The sequence below is a fragment of the Georhizobium profundi genome (genome assembly GCF_003952725.1).
Classification (GTDB): Bacteria; Pseudomonadota; Alphaproteobacteria; order Rhizobiales; family Rhizobiaceae; genus Georhizobium; species Georhizobium profundi.
This window is the reverse complement of sequence record NZ_CP032509.1, coordinates 1,618,215-1,636,649: the sequence shown is the minus strand read 5'-3', so window position 1 is coordinate 1,636,649 and position 18,435 is coordinate 1,618,215. Positions and strand designations below refer to the sequence as shown.

Sequence of the window (18,435 nt, the reverse complement as noted above, 5' to 3'; positions counted from 1 at the left end):
GCCATGTACGATCAAAGCTTCATCCATTTCGAGGACATGGAACCCGGCCGCTCTTTCGAGCTTGGTCCGGTCACGGTCTCGGCGGAAGAGATCGTCGAGTTTGCCCGCCAGTTCGATCCGCAGCCGATGCATCTGAGCGAAGAAGCCGGCAAGGCAAGCATTCTCGGCGGCCTGGCAGCGTCCGGCTGGCACACATGCGCCATCCTGCACCGCATGATGTACGATGCCATGATCCGCCGCACGGCTTCCGAAGGCGGCCCAGGCATTGATTACGCGGAATGGAAGAAGCCCGTGCTTGCCGGCGATACGCTCACCGGCACCTGCACCGTGCTGGAGGCTCGCCCGTCAGCGTCGCGACCCCAGATCGGCATCGTGACGATCGAAAACAAGCTCTATAACCAGCGCGGCGAACTCGTCTGCGAGACGAAGCAGCCGACCATGATCCGCCGTCGTGACCACACCACGGCAGGAGCCACGGCATGAGCCCGCTTGATTATTACGAGATCGGCGCGCGTCAGGATTTCGGCACGCACACCTTTACCGCCGAAGAGATCATCGCCTTCGGAAAAGCATTCGACCCGCAGCCATTCCATGTGGATGCTGCCGCAGCGAAAGAGAGCCTCTTCGGCGGCCTCTGTGCGTCCGGTTGGCATACTGGCGCCGTCTGGATGCGCAAGATCTGCGATTTCCGCGAAAAGGAAACCGCGCGCATCAAGGCGGAAGGCGGCACTCCGCCGATCCTCGGCCCCTCCCCCGGCATCCGCAACATGCGCTGGCTGAAGCCGGTTTTCGCCAGTGAGACGATCCGCTTCGGCTGCGACGTCGTGAACGCCCGAGAACTGCGCTCAAAGCCCGGCTGGGGCATCGTCGAAACGCGCAACTTTGCCGAAAACGCTCAAGGCGAGCGCGTCATGGAATTCGACAGCGCTGTGCTGATCCAGATCTGAGAGACCGTTGGGGCTTAGTGCCCTTCGAAGGAGACGAGGGTGCGCACGTCGATGCCCATGTCTTCGAGCTTCTTGCGTCCGCCCAGCTCCGGCAGATCGATCACGAAGCAAGCCGCAACGATATCCGCCCCCATCTGCGTCAGAAGCTTGCAGGCGGCCTCGGCCGTTCCCCCTGTGGCGATAAGATCGTCGACGACGATGACCTTCTCGCCAGGCGTGATCGCGTCGCGATGCATCTCCATCTCGTCCACGCCGTATTCCAGGCTGTAGGCGATCCGCACCGTGTCGTGCGGCAACTTTCCCTTCTTGCGGATCGGCACGAAGCCGGCCGAGAGCTGATGCGCAACCGCGCCGCCGAGAATGAACCCGCGTGCCTCTATCCCCGCAATCTTGTCAATCTTGGTGCCAGCATAGGGATGCACGAGATCATCCACCGCCCGGCGAAACGCCCGCGGATCGCCAAGCAGCGTCGTGATGTCACGGAAGACGATGCCCGGCTTCGGATAATCCGGAATGGCGCGGATGGACGAAACGAGGTCGCGATAGCGGTTTTCCATCAAGCTCTCCTACAGGGCGTGGCGCGTGACAAGACAGAGCGGCTAACGGCTCGCCGTCCCGAAAACGCATGAACAGAAATCTGAGACCAGTTGGGACGTTTCGGAGCGCGAAGCACGCGCGTGGTGGACATGAAAAAGGCGCCACTCTTGTGACGCCTTTTTCTCAATGACTGGTTTTGGAAACCGGATCAATGATCCGTCCGCGACCACACCGCTTTCTTGGTGAAGAACAACAGCACGGCAAAGATCAGCAGGAAGATAACGACCCGGAAGCCGGTCTGCTTACGATCTTCAAGGTGCGGCTCGGCCGCCCACATCAAGAAGGCACTGACGTCGGCCGCATACTGGTCGAGCGTCTCCGGCGAACCATCGTCATAGGTCACGAGGCCGTCGGAGAGCGGCGGCGCCATCGCAAGCGAAGGACCCGCGATATAGTACGGATTGTAGTAGGTGCCCTCGGGGATCGTCACCCCTTCCGGCGCATCCGTGTATCCCGTCAGCAGCGAGTACAGATAATCGGGACCGTTCTCGGCATACATCGTGAAGATGTCGAAGACGAAGTTCGGGAACCCGCGCTCGACCGCGCGTGCCTTGGCGAGCAACGAGAAGTCCGGCGGAATGGCGCCGCCCATCGCCGCTGCAGCGGCCTGGGGGTTGGCGAACGGTGCCGGAAAGTGGTCGGAGCCAGTTGCCGGACGCGTGAACATGTCGCCATTGGCGTCCGGACCGTCCTGAACCTCGTACTGGGCCGCGAAGGTGCGAACCTGATCTTCGGAGTAGCCGAGATCGGCGAGGCTGCGGAAAGCAACGCGGTTCATCGAGTGACAGACGGCGCAAACTTCCGTGTAGACCTTCAGGCCACGCTGCAACTGGCCCTTGTCGTAGGTGCCGAACGGACCTGCAAACGACCAGTCCACGTGACGCGGCTTGTTGATCGGGTAATGCGGGGTCTCACCTTCCGCAGCCTGCGCGCCGAGTGTCGCCGTGAAGGCGATACCGACGGCCAAGGCGGCCGACAGAAGGCTAGCCAGACGAATTTTCATGAGAATTTCCTTTCAGACTCGTCTGGACGTCAACCACGGTGTTCCGGCGAAGCAGGCGCTGCGGCAGGTCGGCCCGCACCAGCATTCTTCGCAAGCACGGCTTCCGAGATCGAATTCGGGACGCGACGCGGCGTCTCGAACATGCCGAGAAGCGGCATGATGATCAGGAAGAATGCGAAGTAGTAGAGGGTGGAAAGCTGCGAAGCCGTCACGTACCAGCCTTCTGCCGGGCGCGAGCCGAGCCAGCCGAGGAAGACGGCGTTCACGGCGAAGATCCAGAAGAACAGCTTGTACCATGGGCGATAGACAGCCGACCGAACCTTGGACGTGTCGAGCCAGGGCAGGAAGAACAGGACGATGATCGAGCCGAACATGGCCAGAACGCCGCCGAGCTTGGAGTCGATCGGTCCGATGTTGAAGGTGATGGCGCGCAGGATCGCGTAGAACGGCAGGAAGTACCATTCCGGAACGATGTGCGACGGCGTCACCAGCGCATTGGCAGGGATGTAGTTGTCCGCATGCCCGAGATAGTTCGGGATGTAGAAGATGAAGTAGGCATAGACCGCCAGGAACACGACCAGTGCAAGCGCATCCTTCGTCGTGGCGTAAGGCGTGAAGGCGACCGTGTCGGTCTTGGTCTTCACGTCGACGCCCGTCGGGTTCGTCTGGCCCGTCACATGGAGCGCCCAGACGTGGAGGATCACGACGCCGGCAATCATGAACGGCAGCAGGTAGTGCAGCGAGAAGAAGCGGTTCAGGGTCGGATTGTCGACCGCGAAGCCACCAAGCAGCAGCTGCTGGATCGGCTCACCGATGACCGGGAATGCCGTGAAGAAGCCGGTGATGACGGTCGCACCCCAGAAGGACATCTGGCCCCAAGGAAGAACGTAACCCATGAAGGCCGTTGCCATCATGAGAAGCAGGATCACAACGCCGAGGATCCAGAGCACTTCGCGCGGCGCCTTGTAGGAGCCGTAGTAGAGACCACGAGCGATGTGGATGTAGACGGCGATGAAGAAGAACGACGCGCCATTGGCGTGCATGTAGCGCAGCAGCCAGCCGGAGTTGACGTCGCGCATGATCTTTTCGACGGAATCGAAGGCAACGCCTGTTTCCGCCGCATAGTGCATGGCCAGCACGATACCGGTCAGGATCTGGATGACCAGCATGACCATAAGAATGCCGCCGAACGTGTAGGCGTAGTTCAGGTTGCGCGGGACCGGATAGGAGACGAACGAATCGTGCAACAGCCGCGGCAATGGCAGCCGGCTGTCCATCCACCGGCCGACGCCGGACGCAGGTACGTAGGTAGAGTGTTCACCGCTCATGTTGGAAATCTCTCCTCGCCTCAGCCGATCGTGATCATCGTGTCGGATGCGAATGTATAGGGGGGAATCGGCAGATTGAGCGGCGCAGGACCGGTACGGATGCGGCCCGCGGTATCGTAGTGCGAGCCGTGGCATGGGCAGAACCAGCCACCGAAATCGCCTGCCTGACCGAGCGGCACGCAACCGAGATGCGTGCACGAACCGATCATCACGATCCAGTTCTCGCGGCCTTCACCGGCGGAACGGTAGAGATCGGTGGCAGGCTCGGAAGGCGCATTTTCGTTCTGCGACGTCGGATCCTTCAGATCGGAAAGCTCGACGGCCTGGGCTTCGGCGACTTCTTCTTCCGTACGGTTGCGAATGAAGACCGGGCGTCCGCGCCACTGAACCGTCAGCGACATGCCGGGCTGAACGCCGGAAACGTCGACATCGATCGAAGCGAGGGCGAGGGTCGATGCGTCTGGGCGCATCTGGTCGATGAACGGCCAGGCGACTGCCGCCGCACCGACGACACCTACCATGCCCGTCGTCAGATAAAGAAAGTCCCGGCGGGTGGGCTCACCGCTGAGGTCTGCTGTCGTTTCGTGTTCGCTCACGGCTCAAACATCCTTTGCGCATGATCATGGCGGACGTCGCAGCAACGCGGCTGCGGCCTGTGGAACAGGAGACAATTCCCCCGCGCGACAGCCCTCGCCGATCGCCCGTCAATTGGGCGCGTTCTATGCTCACAGTCAAATTATGTCCAGTCTCGTCACAGTCATATGGGCAGATTGTCGCGCCCGCACGCTGAGGTTCCACAAGCTCTTTGCGGTCCGAACGCCACAATGTGGCAACAGTGGCCCTATTCCGCTGCCATGTCTCCTGCGATGAAGCCACCCGACTGGCGCGACCAGAGGTCCGCATAGAGGCCGCCGCGCGCGACGAGCTCCTTGTGCGTGCCGTCTTCGATGATCCGGCCTTCGTCCATGACGATCAGCCGATCCATCGCCGCGATCGTGGACAGGCGGTGCGCGATCGCAATCACCGTCTTACCTTCCATCAGGCGCGCCAGATTGTCCTGGATCGCGGCTTCCACCTCGGAATCGAGTGCCGACGTCGCCTCGTCGAGGATGAGGATCGGTGCGTCCTTGAGCATCACGCGCGCGATCGCGATCCTCTGTCGCTGGCCGCCCGAAAGCTTCACCCCGCGCTCGCCCACATGCGCGTCGAAACCGGTGCGCCCCCTGGCATCTTCGAGCTTGCCGATAAAGCCCGCCGCCTCTGCGCGCTCCGCGGCCTTCAGCAACAGGGCGTCGTCCGCATCCGGACGTCCGAAGCGAATATTGTCGCGGATCGAGCGATGCAGCAGCGATGTGTCCTGCGTGACCATGCCGATCAGTGCCCGCAAGCTTTCCTGGGTCACCTTTGCGATGTCCTGGCCATCGATCAGGATGCGGCCGCCCTCCAGATCGAAGAACCTGAGCAAAAGGCTGACCAGCGTGGATTTGCCGGCACCGGACCGGCCGATGACGCCCACCTTTTCGCCGGGCTTGATCGTCAGCGACAGATTGTCGATGACGCCCGAGCCCTTGCCATAGTGGAAGGTGACGTTCTCGAACGCGATGCTCGGTCGATGGACGGTGAGCGTCTCCGCCCCGGCGTGGTCGACGAGACCGATCGGCTGGGCCACCAGTTCGGCCGAATTCTGGATCGTGCCGAAATTGCGCATCAGGCCGTTCAGCTGCGTCATCATGCGGCCGAGCAGCATGTTCAGCCGCAAGACGAGCGCCATGGTAAAGGCGACCGCGCCGCTGGTTACGGCACCCGTCAACCAGAGGTGGACCGAAAAGGCACCGATCATCGCGATCATCAGGCCCGACAGAAGCGCGAGTGTCGCGCGAACCGCCGTCAGGTTTCGCGTAAACGGGATGATGGCCGCGATGAAGCGGTCGAAACCGTCACGGATATAGCGGTCGTTTTCGTCTTCCCGGGCAAAGAGTTTCAGCGTCTGCATGTTCTGGTAGCTGTCGACGAGCCGGCCGTTCAGCATCGACGACGCCTCGGCGGACGCCCGCGCCCAGCGGCGGATGCGCGGCACGAAAAAATAGGCAAGCCCGCAAAACGCTGCGATCCAGAGCCCGACCATGGCGGAAAGCCGCCAATCGAGCTGCGCGATCAGCGCCATGGTCGTCGCAGTATAAATGATCACGAACCAGACGACCTGCAGCAGGCTGACCATGAAATCGCCGGTCGCCTGCCCCGCTTGCCACACTTTGGTGACCACACGGCCTGCAAAATCGTTCTGGAAGAAGCTGAGGCTTTGGCGCGCCACATGCGAATAGGCCTGCCAGCGCACGAGATTGTAAAACCCTGGCACGATGGTCTGCTCTTCGACGAGCGCCGCAAGCGCGGTGATCACGAAGCGGGCCACGACGATGACGAACAGCATGAAGAGCAGTTCGGGACCATGTATGGCGATTAGACCGTCCCAGCCGCTGGCACGCTCGACCGTGTCGAGCAGATCGACGATCCGGCCGACGAAATAGAAGAGCGCCGCTTCCAGCAGGGCGACGAGGCCGCCAAGCACCAGCATGGCGAAGAAGGGCCAGCGCGCCTGGCGGATATAAAACCAGATAAAGGCCAGCACGCTGGAGGGCGGCTGGAGGTTCTGCGTTTCGCGAAAGGGATCCACCCAGCCTTCGAACAGCCGGAAAATGCGCTTGACCATCGACCCGCATATAATGCGCTGGCACGCTCCCGCAATCGTGGGAACGTGCCTTTGCCTGAGGAATGGCTATTCGGCCGCTTCGTCCTGTCGGGGTTCGGTCGAGATGAACCCGCCGGACTGGCGCGACCACAGGTCCGAATAGAGACCTCCGCGCCCCGCCAGCTCGCCATGCGTGCCAGTCTCGACGATCCGGCCTTCGTCGAGCACAACGAGCCGATCCATCTCCGCGATCGTTGACAGGCGGTGGGCGATCGCGATGACCGTCTTGCCCTCCATCAGGTCGAACAGGTTCTCCTGGATCGCGGCTTCCACCTCGGAATCGAGCGCGGACGTCGCCTCGTCGAGTACCAGGATCGGCGCATCCTTCAGAAACACGCGTGCGATCGCGATGCGCTGCCGCTGGCCGCCCGACAGTTTCACGCCCCGCTCGCCTACATGTGCGTCGAGCCCGGTCCGACCCTGCTGGTCGCTCAGTTCCGAAATGAAACCCCAGGCATTGGCGCGCTTCGCCGCCTCAATGATCTCCGCATCGCTCGCTTTCGGCTTACCATAAGCGATGTTGTCGCGAATGGACCGGTGCAGCAGCGAGGTATCCTGCGTCACCACGCCGATATGGGATCGCAGGCTGTCCTGCGTAACGTCAGAAACATCATGTCCATCGATGAGCACACGGCCCGCCTCCACGTCGTAGAACCGCAGCAGAAGGTTGATCAGCGTTGTCTTGCCGGCACCCGAACGGCCCACCAGGCCGATCTTCTCGCCGGCGGCGATCGACAGGGTCAGGTTCTCGATGACGCCGTTGTCCTTGCCGTAATGGAAGCGGATGCCGTCGAAATCGATGCGCCCCTTCCGCGTCTGCAGCGGCTTCGCATTCGGTTTGTCGACGACATCCCGCTCCTTCGCCATCATGTCCATGCCATCGATGACGACGCCGATATTCTCGAAGAGCGCGGAAACTTCCCACATGATCCACTGCGACATGCCGTTCATGCGCAGCGCGAGACCGATCGCAACGGCAATCGCGCCGACGGAGACGGCATTGCCGAGCCACAGGCCGATCGAAAGCGCAGCCACCGCAAAGACAAGGATCGCGTTGTTCACGTAGATCAGGACCTGGAACATGGTCACCAGGCGCATCTGCCGATGAACCGTTCCCAGGAAGTTGTCCATGCTTTCACGCGCGTAAGCTTCTTCACGGCCGGCATGGGAGAAGAGCTTGACGGTCGAGATGTTGGTGTAGCTGTCGACCACCCGCCCCGTCATCATCGAGCGGGCGTCGGCCTGGACGCTGGAGACCGCCCGCATGCGCGGCACGAAATAGACGACGAGCGACACATAGATGATCAACCAGAAGACCAGCGGGATCGCCAGCCGGACATCCGCCGCGGCGATCATCACGATCATCGAGATGAAGTAGACCGAAACATAGACGAAGACGTCCAGCATCTTCATCACCGTCTCACGCACCGCGAGCGAGGTCTGCATCACCTTCGTGGCGACGCGGCCCGCAAACTCGTTGGCGAAGAAGGTCAGGCTCTGGCGCAGAAGATAGCGGTGCATCTGCCAGCGCGCGATCATCGGATAGTTGCCGAGCAGCGTCTGGTGGATGAGCACCGATTGCAGGAGAACGACCGTGGGCAGGCCGACCAGGACCAGCGCGCCCATGGCTAACAGCGTCCAGCCCTCGCGCTGAAGGAAGCCCTCAGGCTCGGCAGTCGCCAGCCAGTCGACGATCGAGCCGAGGAAGCCGAAGAGCAAAACTTCGCCGATCGCGATCAACGCGGTCAGGCACGCCATGGCGATGAGATAAGGCGCGGCATCCTTTGAATAATGCCAGCAAAACGCCACGAAACCCTGCGGTGGACGCTCCGGATCAGCCTCTGGATAGGGATTGAGACGGCGTTCGAACCACGAAAACATCAAGACATCTTTCAATATGGGTCCAGCAGGCACTGGAGAATGCCTCGCAAAAGGCGATCTGGCAGACGACACGGTGCGAACACTGTCTTCGGAATGGCACCGTCGAACTCGGTCCCGGCCGTGCGCGGGAGATCGCCGATGGGGCAAGAGGAATGTTTCAGCCAGATAGTGCGCCGATGCAGATTTCGCCAGACCGACCGCGGCCGTCTCAGGCATCCCATTGCCAGCACAGTGTGACACTGGCATAGCGGCACGGCATGCATAGCCTTTCACTCGCCCTTTTTCAGCCTGACATCCCTGGGAACGCGGGGACGATCCTGCGTATGGCGGCGTGTCTTGGCCTGTCGGTCCACATCATCGAGCCCGCCGGATTCGATCTCTCGGACAAGGCTCTGAAACGCGCCGGCATGGATTATGCGGCGCAGGCGGCGCTCGTGCGCCATATCAATTTTGACCATTTCGAAGCGTGGCGGGCGCAAGAGAAGCGGCGTCTCGTGCTGGCGACCACGAAAGGCGCCGTCGGCTACACGAACTTCCGGTTCGACCCGAGCGATGTCCTGCTGTTCGGCCGCGAAAGCGCCGGCGTTCCGGACGATGTTCACGCGCTCGCGGACGCCCGGATTCTCATACCGATGCATCCCGGCATGCGATCGCTTAATCTTGCGATCTCGACAGCGATGGTTGCCGGCGAGGCCCTCAGGCAGACGGGTGCATTCGCCGTCACATAGGAATGAAGGCCAAAGAGGCGAAGATCAGTCGGCGGTCGGCAATCGCCGCATGGTGAACTCGATCCGGTCGTCGGGAAGCTGCCGCCAGGTTTCGATTTCCGTCCAGTAGGCGGCCTTTGGCCAGGTATCGAGCCATTCGCGGGCCTTGGCGCGAGCAGCCATGCGCGGCAGCACGAAGGTTTCGCGCACGAAGGTTGACGTGGAGCCCGTGGCGCCTTCGCGCCGCCCCTTGCTGATCTGCCTGCGCAGGCCCTCCATAGGGGGCTGCGGCTGTCGACGAACCATCATGTCCTCGCGGCTTCCAGTCCTGATCATCAAAAGATAGACATCGGTATTGGCGAAAGCGAGTCGAATCGTCGCGGCGAAGCCACGCCAAGCAGGTTGCAAATCGCGGCTTGCCGGGCAAACTGCGGATTGGGCGGAACGGGCCGCCCGCACGGGGGCATTGAGCTATGGAACGACCGGACCTTCCGGCCACACATCCAGATGACATCGAAGGCAAGAAGGTGCGCGCACGCGCCTGGTTCGAAACGCTGCGCGACACGATCGTCGCCGCCTTCGAAACGCTGGAGGATGAAGTTCAGGGTCCCCTCTCCGACCAGGAGCCGGGTCGGTTCGTCCAGACACCCTGGAGCCGCGATGACGGTGCGGGCGGTGGCGGCGTCATGTCGCTCCTCAACGGCCGCGTGTTCGAAAAAGCCGGTGTCCACACATCGACCGTTTTCGGCGAGTTTTCACCCGAATTTCGCAGCCAGATCCCCGGCGCAGAGGAAGACCCGCGCTTCTGGGCATCAGGCATTTCGCTGATCGTGCACCCGGTCAACCCGAATGTGCCTGCCGTGCACATGAACACCCGCATGGTCGTGACATCGAGTCAGTGGTTCGGTGGCGGCGCCGATCTCACCCCCGTGCTCGACCGCCGTCGCACGCAGGACGATCCCGACACCCAGCTCTTCCACCGGGCGATGGAAATTGCGTGCAACAGGCACAAGGTTGCCGACTATCCGCGCTACAAGGCCTGGTGCGAGGAATATTTCCACCTCAAGCACCGCAACGAACCGCGCGGCATTGGCGGGATCTTCTTCGACTGGCTGCGCTCCAGCGAGGAGAAAGGCGGCTGGGACGCCGATTTCGCCTTTGTGCAGGATGTCGGCCGCGCTTTCGCGATCGTCTATCCCAAGCTGGTGCGCGCCAATTTCAACGAGGGCTGGACGGAAGAAGACCGCGACGAACAGCTCGTGCGCCGCGGCCGTTACGTCGAATTCAACCTGCTCTACGACCGTGGCACGATCTTTGGCTTGAAGACCGGCGGAAACGTCGATTCCATCCTGTCCTCCCTGCCTCCGGTGGTGCGCTGGCCCTAGTCGCGATCATCCTCCGTCACGAACAAATTGGGCGCCAGCGCGTTTTGCTGGTAGTCTTCAAGTTCCGGACAGAGGAGGAAACGATCATGAAGACGTTCCAGTGCGGATCGCTCGTGCCTGGCTGTTCCTGGCAAACGAGCGCTGATGAAGAAGCGGAAGTCGTGCGCCGCGCCGTCGACCACCTGCGCACGACACACGGCGAAACCGTCATTCGCGAATCCATGGTCGACGCCATCAAGCAGCGGATAGAAGACGGACCAGCGAGCCGTCAGGCAAGCTGATCAGCTCTCCTTTTCAGCGATCCGCGCGGCGGCCTTCGAAAGGAGGTCGTCGCGCGTCATGATGAAATTGCTGGAAATCCAGGCCTCTTCGAGATCCGACAGCAGCGCACCGAGCTTCGGCCCCTGCTTCAGACCAAGATCCGACAGGTCCTTTCCGCTGATCGGAAAGACCGGCCGCTGCCACTTTCCAAGGCGCTCGATCAGCCGCGCGTAACCGGCGGCCTCCGCAAGGGCGCCCGTTTCCGACCGCGCCCGCATCCGGGCCGAAGCCAGCTTGAGCTTGAGCCGATCCATCAAGGCGGGTCCACTCGCGCGGTAGGCATGCTTGTGGAAAACGACGTCCGTTGCCCCATGGGCCGGATCTTCAGCCCGCGCATAGGCCTGTAGTCGCCGCGCCTCGGCGCGCGACATCTTCAACCGCTTGGCCATCGCGTCCAGCCGGGCTTCGTCCGGCGGCACGATCGCGAGCAGCCGCAGGAGCGGATCTGGCTCCCAGCCGAACGCCTCCTCGGCGTGGACGAGACCATGGATCGAATCGATCCCCCACTTTTCGGTTTCCGGCAGAACTTCCGTCAAAACGCCCGATTGACGCATCCACAACAGCGCACGGGATGGATCGCGGGCAGCAAGGAGCTTCTTGAGTTCCGCCCAAACCCGCTCGGCCGACAGTTTCGCGATTCCTTCCTTGTGGCGCGCAGCCGCACGGATCCCATCGGCATCCGGCCGCCCCCCGCCAAAATGAGCAAAGAAGCGGAAAAACCGCAAAATGCGCAGATAATCTTCGGTTATCCGCAAATCGGCATCGCCGATGAAACGGACCGTCTTCGTCTCGATATCGGCAAGCCCGTCGACCAGGTCGACAAGCTCCCCATTGCGATCGAGATAGAGCGCGTTGATCGTGAAATCGCGTCTGGCGGCATCCTCGGCCCAGTCGGTGCCGAAAGCAACGACGGCGCGTCGCCCATCGGTTTCGACGTCCGTGCGCAGCGTCGTCACTTCGAAGGTCTGGCCGTCCACGACCAGCGTGACCGTGCCGTGCTCGATACCGGTCGGCAGAGACTTGATCTTCGCCGTCTCTGCCCGTGCGATGACCTCCTCCGGCTTCAGGTTCGTGGCCAGATCGATATCGACGACCGGCAGCCCCATCAGCGCATTGCGCACCGCCCCGCCGACGATCCGCGTATCGGCGGCTTCGTCGTTCAAGAGATCGAGAACGCGTTGAACCCCGGCAGCCTTGAACCACGGCGCCTCGCGCAATGTTTCAGCGCTGGAAGCCACATCCCCCGTAACGTCCGTCGTCATCCGTAAAGCCTCTCATAGAGCATCCGCAAAATCCCCGCGGTCACCCCCCAGATGAACCGATTCTCATACGGCATTGTGTAATAATGGCGTTCGCGCCCCTGCCACACCCGACTTTCGCGAATGTGATTCTCAGGGGTCATAAGGAAAGAAAGCGGCACCTCGAAGACCTCGGCCACTTCATCCGGATTGGGAACGAGCGAATATCCCGGCTTCACGACCGCCAGAACCGGCATGATCCTGAAACCCGACATGGTGAGATAAGGCGGCAACTGACCGACAGGTGTGACGAAGGCAGGATCGAGCGCGATCTCTTCCTGCGCTTCGCGTATGGCAGCCGCTTCGGGCGAGCCATCCTCCGGATCGATCTTGCCGCCCGGAAACGCGACCTGTCCGGAGTGTTGGCGCAGGCTTCCCGCCCGCTGCGTAAGGATGAGGCGCGCATCGGCCGCGCCATCATCGATCACCGGTATCAAAACGGCCGCATCGCGTCGCGCAACCGCCTCGAGCTGATCTGCGAGATCCGGGTTCAGGGCATGGTCGCCATGGTGGCGGAACGCGTCTGCGATTTCGGCTGCGCTGCGCTGGTGATGGGCCGCGCGCTGCCGGAAGGTTTCGGCGCTGAAGCGATGCAGCCCCGCCGGATCATCGAAACGCATCGTCAATGTCACCCGGCTGCGAGATCGTCGGCGGGCATGATCGGAAAGACGGCGCCGGCCGATCGCAGGCAAACAGTCGCCTTTCCATTCACGTCTTCCGTCACGGCGCGTTCGACGAGGTCGTAGGTCAAGGCCCGGGTGACGAGCGCTTCCAGCCGTCCCCGCACATGTAGATAGGGCTTCAGCGCGCCATCGGGTTCGGTGGCCTCGAATCGGATCGGATGCTCGGGCCCAGCTTCGATCAGATCGCCGACATTGGTGCGGAACGTCAGCACTTCGTGTCCATCGCGCATGGTCGCGCTCATCTCGACCGCGAGAAAAGGGGCATCTTCGACATGCACGACAACCTTTTCCACAGGCGTGACAAGATAGGTCTGCCCGTCCTCATCCTTGCGAAGGACCGTGGAAAAGAGGCGCACGAGCCGCTCCCGGCCAATCGGCGTGCCCTGGTAGAACCAGGTACCGTCGGCGGCAATGCGCATGTCGATATCGCCGCAATGATCCGGATTCCACGTCTCGACAGGCGGCAGGCCACGTCCGGTGACAGCCCGACTTATCAAAGCCGCAAGATCGCTCTCGCCCTTGTCGGATTTGGCCGGGTCGTGCTGCGTCATATCTGCTCTGCTTCCTGCCATTGTTCCGTCCAGCTTGCCCGCTAACTCACCAGATAGTTATTCAAAACATGCTTGCCAGCGAAGGGCGTCGGAATAAGCTTGGCTTCGATCCCCTCATGCGGTCACCTGATCCTTGATGCGGGACGAACGAGAGAAGCGTTCCGGCCGTTCGCCAGAGCTCCGTCAGCAACCGATCGAAAGGGCCTCGACCCAATGGGCGCCATGCAACCGACCGCCACGCCGCTGGATGAAAAGGCGATCGTTCGCTCCGCCGAGCAGGCACTGGAAGACATCGCCCGCATTCGCGCGGAAGTCGCCAAGGTCATCTTCGGCCAGGACAGCGTGGTCGAGCAAACGCTGCTCGCGATTCTCTCAGGCGGTCACGCGCTGCTCGTCGGCGTTCCTGGGCTGGCCAAGACCAAGCTTGTCGTGACGCTGGGCACCGTGCTCGGTCTCAATGCCAACCGCATCCAGTTCACGCCCGACCTCATGCCGTCCGACATCATCGGCTCGGAGGTCATGGACCAGGATGACAGCGGCAAGCGCTCCTTCCGCTTCGTGCGCGGCCCTGTCTTCACGCAGCTTCTGATGGCAGACGAAATCAACCGTGCCTCGCCCCGCACCCAGTCGGCTCTGTTGCAGGCGATGCAAGAATATCACGTGACCGTCGCCGGCGAGCGCAACGATCTGCCTGCCCCGTTCCACGTGCTCGCGACCCAGAACCCGCTCGAGCAGGAAGGCACTTACCCCCTGCCCGAGGCACAGCTCGACCGGTTCCTGATGCAGGTGGACGTGCGCTATCCCGAGCTCGAAGCCGAGCGCCAGATCCTGCTCGAGACCACAGGTGTACGTGAGAGCGATGCGTCGGCGGTGCTCGATGCGGCGCGTCTTCAGGAGATTCAGGCGCTCATCCGCCAGATGCCGGTGAGCGAAACCGTGGTCGACGCCATCCTTTCGCTCGTGCGAGCGGCCCGGCCCGGCAATGGCAACGAGGCCACCGACCGGCATGTCGCCTGGGGCCCCGGCCCCCGTGCCGGCCAGGCGCTGATGCTTTGCGCCCGTGCCCGAGCTCTCTACGATGGCAGGCTTGCACCTTCGATCGACGATGTCGACGCGCTGGCCGAACCGGTGCTGCAACACCGCATGGCCTTGTCCTTTGCAGCGCGCGCGGAAGGCATGAGCCTGCGCGACGTGATCGCCGATCTCGTGAAATCAAAAGCGAGGCGGTAAGCGAAGCGATCCTGATGGCAGCCCTCGGAAAAACGGTTCAACCCACATCGAGCAGCGAGGCGCTCTCGCGTGCGCGCCAGCGCGCTGCGCTTGTGCCGGATTGCCTCGTTGAAGCGCGCCGGGTTTCCAACAGCGTCATCGCCGGCTGGCACGGCCGCCGCCGCAGGGGCATCGGCGAAAATTTCTGGCAGTTTCGCCCCTACGCTCCCGGTGAAAGCCTGTCGCGCATCGATTGGCGCCGTTCCGCGCGCGACGACCACACCTATCTGCGCGACCGCGAATGGGAAGCCGCGCACACGCTGTGGCTCTGGGCCGACGCATCCGCTTCGATGATGTTCAAATCGGATCTGGGTCAGGTCTCCAAGGAAAGCCGCGCGCTCGTCGTCGTGCTGGCGCTGGCGGAGATACTGTCGCGGTCTGGTGAACGCATCGCCTATCCCGGCGCGATGGAGCCGGTCGCGGCACGCAATGCGGCCGAACGGCTGGCGGGCGCATTGGTGCTGGCACCGCCAAGCACGGCTCTTCCCAATCTCACCCGCATCACCGCCCGCAACGACATCGTCGTCGTCAGCGACTTCCTCGATCCGCCTGAAGATGTGCTGGCAACGCTCGCGCCGCTGGCAAAGCGCGGCATCCGCGGCCATGTGCTGGAAGTCTGCGATCCGGTGGAAGAGATATTCCCCTATGCCGGACGAACGGAATTCGTTGATCCGGAGACCGGCGGCAAGCTGACGCTGGGGCGCGCGGAAACGGCCGGCGAAGAGTACCGCAACGCCTATCTGGCACGACGGGAAGTCCTGGGTGGCGCGCTCAGACGCCTGGGGTGGAGCTTCACGACCCACCGCACGGACAGGCCCGCATCGGAGGCGCTCGTCGCTCTGCACATGCACCTTTCCGGCATGCCCGCGACGACTTTGGCGAGGGCTGGCTGATGCTCGGTCTGCCGCTCGCCTTTTCCGCGCCGCTCGTGCTTTTCGGCCTGCTCGCCCTGCCGGTCATCTGGTGGTTGCTGCGCCTGACGCCGCCGCGCCCCCAGGCTGAGATCTTCCCGCCGCTCAAGATTCTCGCGCGCGTGATGAAGCGCGAAGAAACGCCGTCGAAAAGCCCGTGGTGGCTAACGCTTCTGCGGCTTGCCATCGCCGGCTTCATCATTATGGCGCTTGCCGATCCGATCCTCAATCCGCGGGAAAACAGCATATCGACCGAGGGGCCGCTGCTGATCGTCATGGACAATGGCTGGGCGACCGCCGCCGATTGGGAAGACCGCGTCGCGGTTGCATCCCGGCTGATCACCGACGCTGAGGAAAGCGAAATTCCGGTCTCGCTCGTCTTCACCGCCGACGCGACCCATGACGCGACCCCCCGCTCGGCCGCCCAGGCACTCGAGCGCTTGCAGGCTGCAAGCGCCCTGCCCCAGCATGGCGACCGTGCCCGCACGCTTGCAGCTGTGGCGGACACGCTCGGTGGCACTGCGCCCGGCACTTTGGCGATCCTGAGCGATGGCGTTACGTCCGACGGGGAAGAGACAGACCGACTTTCCGCACAGTTGGAAGCGATCGGTGCGGCGTCGGTCCTGCTCTTCGAAGACGGACCCGATGCCGTCGCGCTCGTCGATGCCGAGAATGGCGCCGACGCCTTCGTCGTCGAAGCTGAGCGGCCGGTCGGTGGCGGAGCTGTGAGCTATCCCTTCAATGCTCACGACATCCAGGGCCGCGCGATTGCCGAGGGCAGCATCGATTTCGCGGATGGCGAGACCACGGGCACCGGCTCTATCCGGGCGCCGTTCGAACTCCGCAATGATTTCGCGCGCTTCGCGATCCCGGGGATCCGCAGCGCCGGCTCCGCCTATCTGCTCGACGACAGCTTCCGCCGCCGGCGCGTGGCCCTGCTTTCGGGCGCCTCCGCTGATCTGGCACAGCCGCTGCTCGCCCCGCTCTATTACATCGAACGCGCGCTCGAACCCTTTGCCGACATCGTGCGACCCCGCGATCCGGAACTGTCGGTTGCCATTCCCGAGCTCATCGAGACCAACCCGTCGGTCATCGTCATGGCCGACATCGGCACCCTGCCGGACGATGTCTACGGCCCGCTGACCGAGTGGGTGGAAGACGGTGGCCTGCTCCTGCGCTTCGCCGGACCGCGGCTTGCCGGCGCGGACGAAAACGACCCCCTTATCCCCGTGACGCTGCGTCAGGGCGAGCGCGCGCTCGGCGGCGCCCTGTCATGGACGGAGCCGCAAAACCTTGCACCCTATCCGGATCAGGGCCCCTTTGCCGGAATGCCGCCGCCCGAAAACATCGTCGTCAACCGGCAGGTGCTCGCGCAGCCCTCCCCCGAGCTTTCCGCCAATACTTGGGCGAGCCTGGAAGACGGCACGCCGCTCGTCACCACCCGCCAGATCGGCGAGGGTCGCACGGTGCTGTTCCATGTCACTGCCGAAGCGACCTGGTCGAACCTGCCGATCTCCGGCGATTTCGTCGAGATGCTGCGCCGGACGGTCATGCTGTCCAGTGCTGGCGGCCAGCCGGCCGGTGGCAGCGCGGGCGAACAGGCATCCCTGCCGCCCTATCGATTGCTCGACGCTGCCGGCCAATTGGTCGCGCCATCGGGCGAAGCCCGCCCACTCGTGCTCTCGAACGAAGCGCCCACAGTCAGCCCGGAAAATCCGCCCGGTCTTTACGGCACCGAGGATGGCTTCATCGCGCTCAACCTGATGGACGGACGCGATGCGCTCGAACCTGTCGCCTGGCCGGACGCCGTTTCCGCAACGCGGACAGGCTACGGGACAGACAATGCCGTGTCGCTGCGCCCGCATCTCTTCACCGCCGCGATGATCCTCCTGCTCGTCGATAGCGCCGTCGTTCTTTTCATGGCTGGCTTTGCACGGCGTCTGCGGATCGGATCGCCTGCACTCGGCCGCGCGGCAGCTGGCATGGTCGCTATATTTGCAGTGTCGCTGACGCTGACACCTGATGCGAGAGCGCAGACGGATGATACGCGCGCCGGCGACGACATTATCCTGGAACAGCTCAACACCACCCGGATCGGCTATGTGCTGACCGGCGAGGATGAGGTCGACCGTATTTCCGAGCGCGGCCTTGCCGGGCTCGCCGAGTTCCTGGCCTACCGAACGTCGCTCGAACCAGGCGCTCCGGCAGGTCTCGATATAGAAACCGACCAGTTAGCCTTCTTCCCGCTGATCTACTGGCCCGTCAGCGCCAGCGCGCCAATGCCGAGCGCGCAGGCCATCAGCCGCATCGACGCCTATATGAAGGCCGGCGGAACCGTTCTTTTCGATACCCGCGATCAGTTCTCCGGCCTCGGCAATGCAGCAAGCCCGGAGACCGACCGCCTGCGGGCCATCATGGCCGACCTCGACATACCGCCGCTCGAGCCCGTGCCGGAAGATCACGTGCTGACGAAGGCGTTCTATCTGCTTCCGGATTTTCCGGGCCGGTACCGCGGCGGCGAAATGTGGATCGAGCAATTGCCGCAAGCCGGTGAAACGCGCACGATGACATCCGCCGATGGCGTGACCTCGGTCATCATCACCGGCAACGATCTGGCCGGCGCGTGGGCGATCGACACCAATGGCGTGCCGATCTATCCGACGGTTCCGGCGGACCCCGCCCAGCGCGAATTTGCCTACCGGACCGGCGTCAACATCATGATGTACATGCTGACCGGCAACTACAAGACCGACCAGGTGCACGTTCCCGCCCTGCTTGAGCGGCTCGGCCAGTGAGGCGCCCCGTCCC

The 18,435-nt window shown here is 63.0% G+C and carries 18 protein-coding genes; 8 read left to right on the top strand and 10 right to left on the bottom strand.

The window, feature by feature from the left end:
* Window positions 1–3: 3 nt before the first annotated feature.
* Together D5400_RS07605 and D5400_RS07600 are read left to right on the top strand one after the other, a co-directional pair.
* Entirely contained in the window at window positions 4–483 is a 480-nt protein-coding gene (locus tag D5400_RS07605) for a MaoC family dehydratase (RefSeq protein ID WP_126009168.1), read from the top strand.
* Window positions 480–947 carry a MaoC family dehydratase gene (locus D5400_RS07600; RefSeq protein ID WP_126009166.1) on the top strand — a complete coding sequence of 156 codons (468 nt, stop codon included), beginning with the start codon at window positions 480–482 and terminating at the stop codon, window positions 945–947. Before D5400_RS07605 ends, D5400_RS07600 begins: the two co-directional genes overlap by 4 nt.
* Before the next feature lie 14 nt (window positions 948–961).
* Here D5400_RS07600 and D5400_RS07595 read toward each other — a convergent pair whose 3' ends face one another.
* From D5400_RS07595 to D5400_RS07570, 6 genes are all read right to left on the bottom strand, one after another.
* Window positions 962–1,504, bottom strand: coding sequence for an adenine phosphoribosyltransferase (locus D5400_RS07595; protein ID WP_126009164.1), 543 nt, complete (start codon window positions 1,502–1,504; stop codon window positions 962–964).
* Window positions 1,505–1,692: 188 nt separating this feature from the next.
* On the bottom strand, window positions 1,693–2,547 hold the full coding sequence (locus tag D5400_RS07590) for a cytochrome c1 (protein ID WP_126009162.1): 855 nt from the start codon (window positions 2,545–2,547) through the stop codon (window positions 1,693–1,695).
* A gap of 29 nt (window positions 2,548–2,576) precedes the next feature.
* The gene (locus tag D5400_RS07585; RefSeq protein ID WP_126009160.1) at window positions 2,577–3,875 is read right to left on the bottom strand and encodes a cytochrome b; all 1,299 of its coding nucleotides are present in this window, start codon (window positions 3,873–3,875) and stop codon (window positions 2,577–2,579) included.
* A 20-nt stretch (window positions 3,876–3,895) separates the two neighbouring features.
* The gene (petA, locus tag D5400_RS07580) at window positions 3,896–4,471 is read right to left on the bottom strand and encodes a ubiquinol-cytochrome c reductase iron-sulfur subunit (protein WP_126009158.1); all 576 of its coding nucleotides are present in this window, start codon (window positions 4,469–4,471) and stop codon (window positions 3,896–3,898) included.
* Window positions 4,472–4,716: 245 nt separating this feature from the next.
* On the bottom strand, window positions 4,717–6,582 hold the full coding sequence (locus D5400_RS07575; RefSeq protein ID WP_126009156.1) for an ABC transporter ATP-binding protein: 1,866 nt from the start codon (window positions 6,580–6,582) through the stop codon (window positions 4,717–4,719).
* Between the two features lie 66 nt (window positions 6,583–6,648).
* A complete protein-coding gene (locus D5400_RS07570; protein ID WP_126009154.1) occupies window positions 6,649–8,502 on the bottom strand; it encodes an ABC transporter ATP-binding protein in 1,854 nt (617 codons plus the stop codon).
* A gap of 257 nt (window positions 8,503–8,759) precedes the next feature.
* Between D5400_RS07570 and D5400_RS07565 the strand changes: the two genes are divergently transcribed.
* Window positions 8,760–9,230, top strand: a complete 471-nt coding sequence (locus D5400_RS07565; RefSeq protein WP_126009152.1) for a tRNA (cytidine(34)-2'-O)-methyltransferase — start codon at window positions 8,760–8,762, stop codon at window positions 9,228–9,230.
* Between the two features lie 24 nt (window positions 9,231–9,254).
* Here the strand turns inward: D5400_RS07565 and D5400_RS07560 are convergent, their stop codons facing one another.
* Complete coding sequence (locus D5400_RS07560; protein ID WP_126012931.1) at window positions 9,255–9,515, bottom strand: hypothetical protein; 261 nt, start codon at window positions 9,513–9,515, stop codon at window positions 9,255–9,257.
* A gap of 167 nt (window positions 9,516–9,682) precedes the next feature.
* Here D5400_RS07560 and hemF point away from each other — a divergent pair, with 167 nt between their 5' ends.
* Both hemF and D5400_RS07550 read left to right on the top strand, forming a co-directional pair.
* Window positions 9,683–10,594, top strand: a complete 912-nt coding sequence (gene hemF / locus D5400_RS07555) for an oxygen-dependent coproporphyrinogen oxidase (protein ID WP_126009150.1) — start codon at window positions 9,683–9,685, stop codon at window positions 10,592–10,594.
* An 86-nt stretch (window positions 10,595–10,680) separates the two neighbouring features.
* Window positions 10,681–10,875, top strand: a complete 195-nt coding sequence (locus D5400_RS07550; RefSeq protein ID WP_126009148.1) for a DUF1059 domain-containing protein — start codon at window positions 10,681–10,683, stop codon at window positions 10,873–10,875.
* Here D5400_RS07550 and D5400_RS07545 read toward each other — a convergent pair whose 3' ends face one another.
* Genes D5400_RS07545 through D5400_RS07535 form a run of 3 tightly spaced genes read right to left on the bottom strand, consistent with a single transcriptional unit; the run spans window position 10,876 to window position 13,447 of the window.
* Window positions 10,876–12,177: a CCA tRNA nucleotidyltransferase gene (locus tag D5400_RS07545; RefSeq protein ID WP_126009146.1), complete on the bottom strand. Its 1,302-nt coding sequence runs from the start codon at window positions 12,175–12,177 to the stop codon at window positions 10,876–10,878.
* Window positions 12,174–12,833, bottom strand: coding sequence for a CoA pyrophosphatase (locus D5400_RS07540; RefSeq protein WP_126009144.1), 660 nt, complete (start codon window positions 12,831–12,833; stop codon window positions 12,174–12,176). The genes D5400_RS07545 and D5400_RS07540 overlap by 4 nt, the downstream gene beginning before the upstream one ends.
* A gap of 8 nt (window positions 12,834–12,841) precedes the next feature.
* Entirely contained in the window at window positions 12,842–13,447 is a 606-nt protein-coding gene (locus D5400_RS07535) for a DUF1285 domain-containing protein (RefSeq protein WP_164527820.1), read from the bottom strand.
* A 213-nt stretch (window positions 13,448–13,660) separates the two neighbouring features.
* Between D5400_RS07535 and D5400_RS07530 the strand changes: the two genes are divergently transcribed.
* From D5400_RS07530 to D5400_RS07520, 3 genes are read left to right on the top strand one after another with little or no spacing between them, the layout of a single operon-like run.
* Complete coding sequence (locus D5400_RS07530; protein ID WP_126009140.1) at window positions 13,661–14,677, top strand: AAA family ATPase; 1,017 nt, start codon at window positions 13,661–13,663, stop codon at window positions 14,675–14,677.
* Between the two features lie 14 nt (window positions 14,678–14,691).
* Window positions 14,692–15,609, top strand: a complete 918-nt coding sequence (locus tag D5400_RS07525; RefSeq protein WP_126009138.1) for a DUF58 domain-containing protein — start codon at window positions 14,692–14,694, stop codon at window positions 15,607–15,609.
* Window positions 15,609–18,422, top strand: a complete 2,814-nt coding sequence (locus D5400_RS07520) for a DUF4159 domain-containing protein (protein WP_126009136.1) — start codon at window positions 15,609–15,611, stop codon at window positions 18,420–18,422. The genes D5400_RS07525 and D5400_RS07520 overlap by 1 nt, the downstream gene beginning before the upstream one ends.
* Window positions 18,423–18,435: the final 13 nt, after the last annotated feature.

What these genes read in the sequence shown, in the direction of transcription:
- D5400_RS07605 (WP_126009168.1), top strand. Translation starts at nt 4, where the DNA reads ATGTACGATCAAAGCTTCATCCATTTCGAGGACATGGAACCCGGCCGC.
- D5400_RS07600 (WP_126009166.1), top strand. Translation starts at nt 480, where the DNA reads ATGAGCCCGCTTGATTATTACGAGATCGGCGCGCGTCAGGATTTCGGC.
- D5400_RS07595 (WP_126009164.1), bottom strand. Translation starts at nt 1,504, where the DNA reads ATGGAAAACCGCTATCGCGACCTCGTTTCGTCCATCCGCGCCATTCCG.
- D5400_RS07590 (WP_126009162.1), bottom strand. Translation starts at nt 2,547, where the DNA reads ATGAAAATTCGTCTGGCTAGCCTTCTGTCGGCCGCCTTGGCCGTCGGT.
- D5400_RS07585 (WP_126009160.1), bottom strand. Translation starts at nt 3,875, where the DNA reads ATGAGCGGTGAACACTCTACCTACGTACCTGCGTCCGGCGTCGGCCGG.
- D5400_RS07575 (WP_126009156.1), bottom strand. Translation starts at nt 6,582, where the DNA reads ATGGTCAAGCGCATTTTCCGGCTGTTCGAAGGCTGGGTGGATCCCTTT.
- D5400_RS07570 (WP_126009154.1), bottom strand. Translation starts at nt 8,502, where the DNA reads ATGTTTTCGTGGTTCGAACGCCGTCTCAATCCCTATCCAGAGGCTGAT.
- D5400_RS07565 (WP_126009152.1), top strand. Translation starts at nt 8,760, where the DNA reads ATGCATAGCCTTTCACTCGCCCTTTTTCAGCCTGACATCCCTGGGAAC.
- D5400_RS07560 (WP_126012931.1), bottom strand. Translation starts at nt 9,515, where the DNA reads ATGGTTCGTCGACAGCCGCAGCCCCCTATGGAGGGCCTGCGCAGGCAG.
- hemF (WP_126009150.1), top strand. Translation starts at nt 9,683, where the DNA reads ATGGAACGACCGGACCTTCCGGCCACACATCCAGATGACATCGAAGGC.
- D5400_RS07550 (WP_126009148.1), top strand. Translation starts at nt 10,681, where the DNA reads ATGAAGACGTTCCAGTGCGGATCGCTCGTGCCTGGCTGTTCCTGGCAA.
- D5400_RS07545 (WP_126009146.1), bottom strand. Translation starts at nt 12,177, where the DNA reads ATGACGACGGACGTTACGGGGGATGTGGCTTCCAGCGCTGAAACATTG.
- D5400_RS07540 (WP_126009144.1), bottom strand. Translation starts at nt 12,833, where the DNA reads ATGCGTTTCGATGATCCGGCGGGGCTGCATCGCTTCAGCGCCGAAACC.
- D5400_RS07535 (WP_164527820.1), bottom strand. Translation starts at nt 13,447, where the DNA reads ATGACGCAGCACGACCCGGCCAAATCCGACAAGGGCGAGAGCGATCTT.
- D5400_RS07530 (WP_126009140.1), top strand. Translation starts at nt 13,661, where the DNA reads ATGGGCGCCATGCAACCGACCGCCACGCCGCTGGATGAAAAGGCGATC.
- D5400_RS07525 (WP_126009138.1), top strand. Translation starts at nt 14,692, where the DNA reads ATGGCAGCCCTCGGAAAAACGGTTCAACCCACATCGAGCAGCGAGGCG.
- D5400_RS07520 (WP_126009136.1), top strand. Translation starts at nt 15,609, where the DNA reads ATGCTCGGTCTGCCGCTCGCCTTTTCCGCGCCGCTCGTGCTTTTCGGC.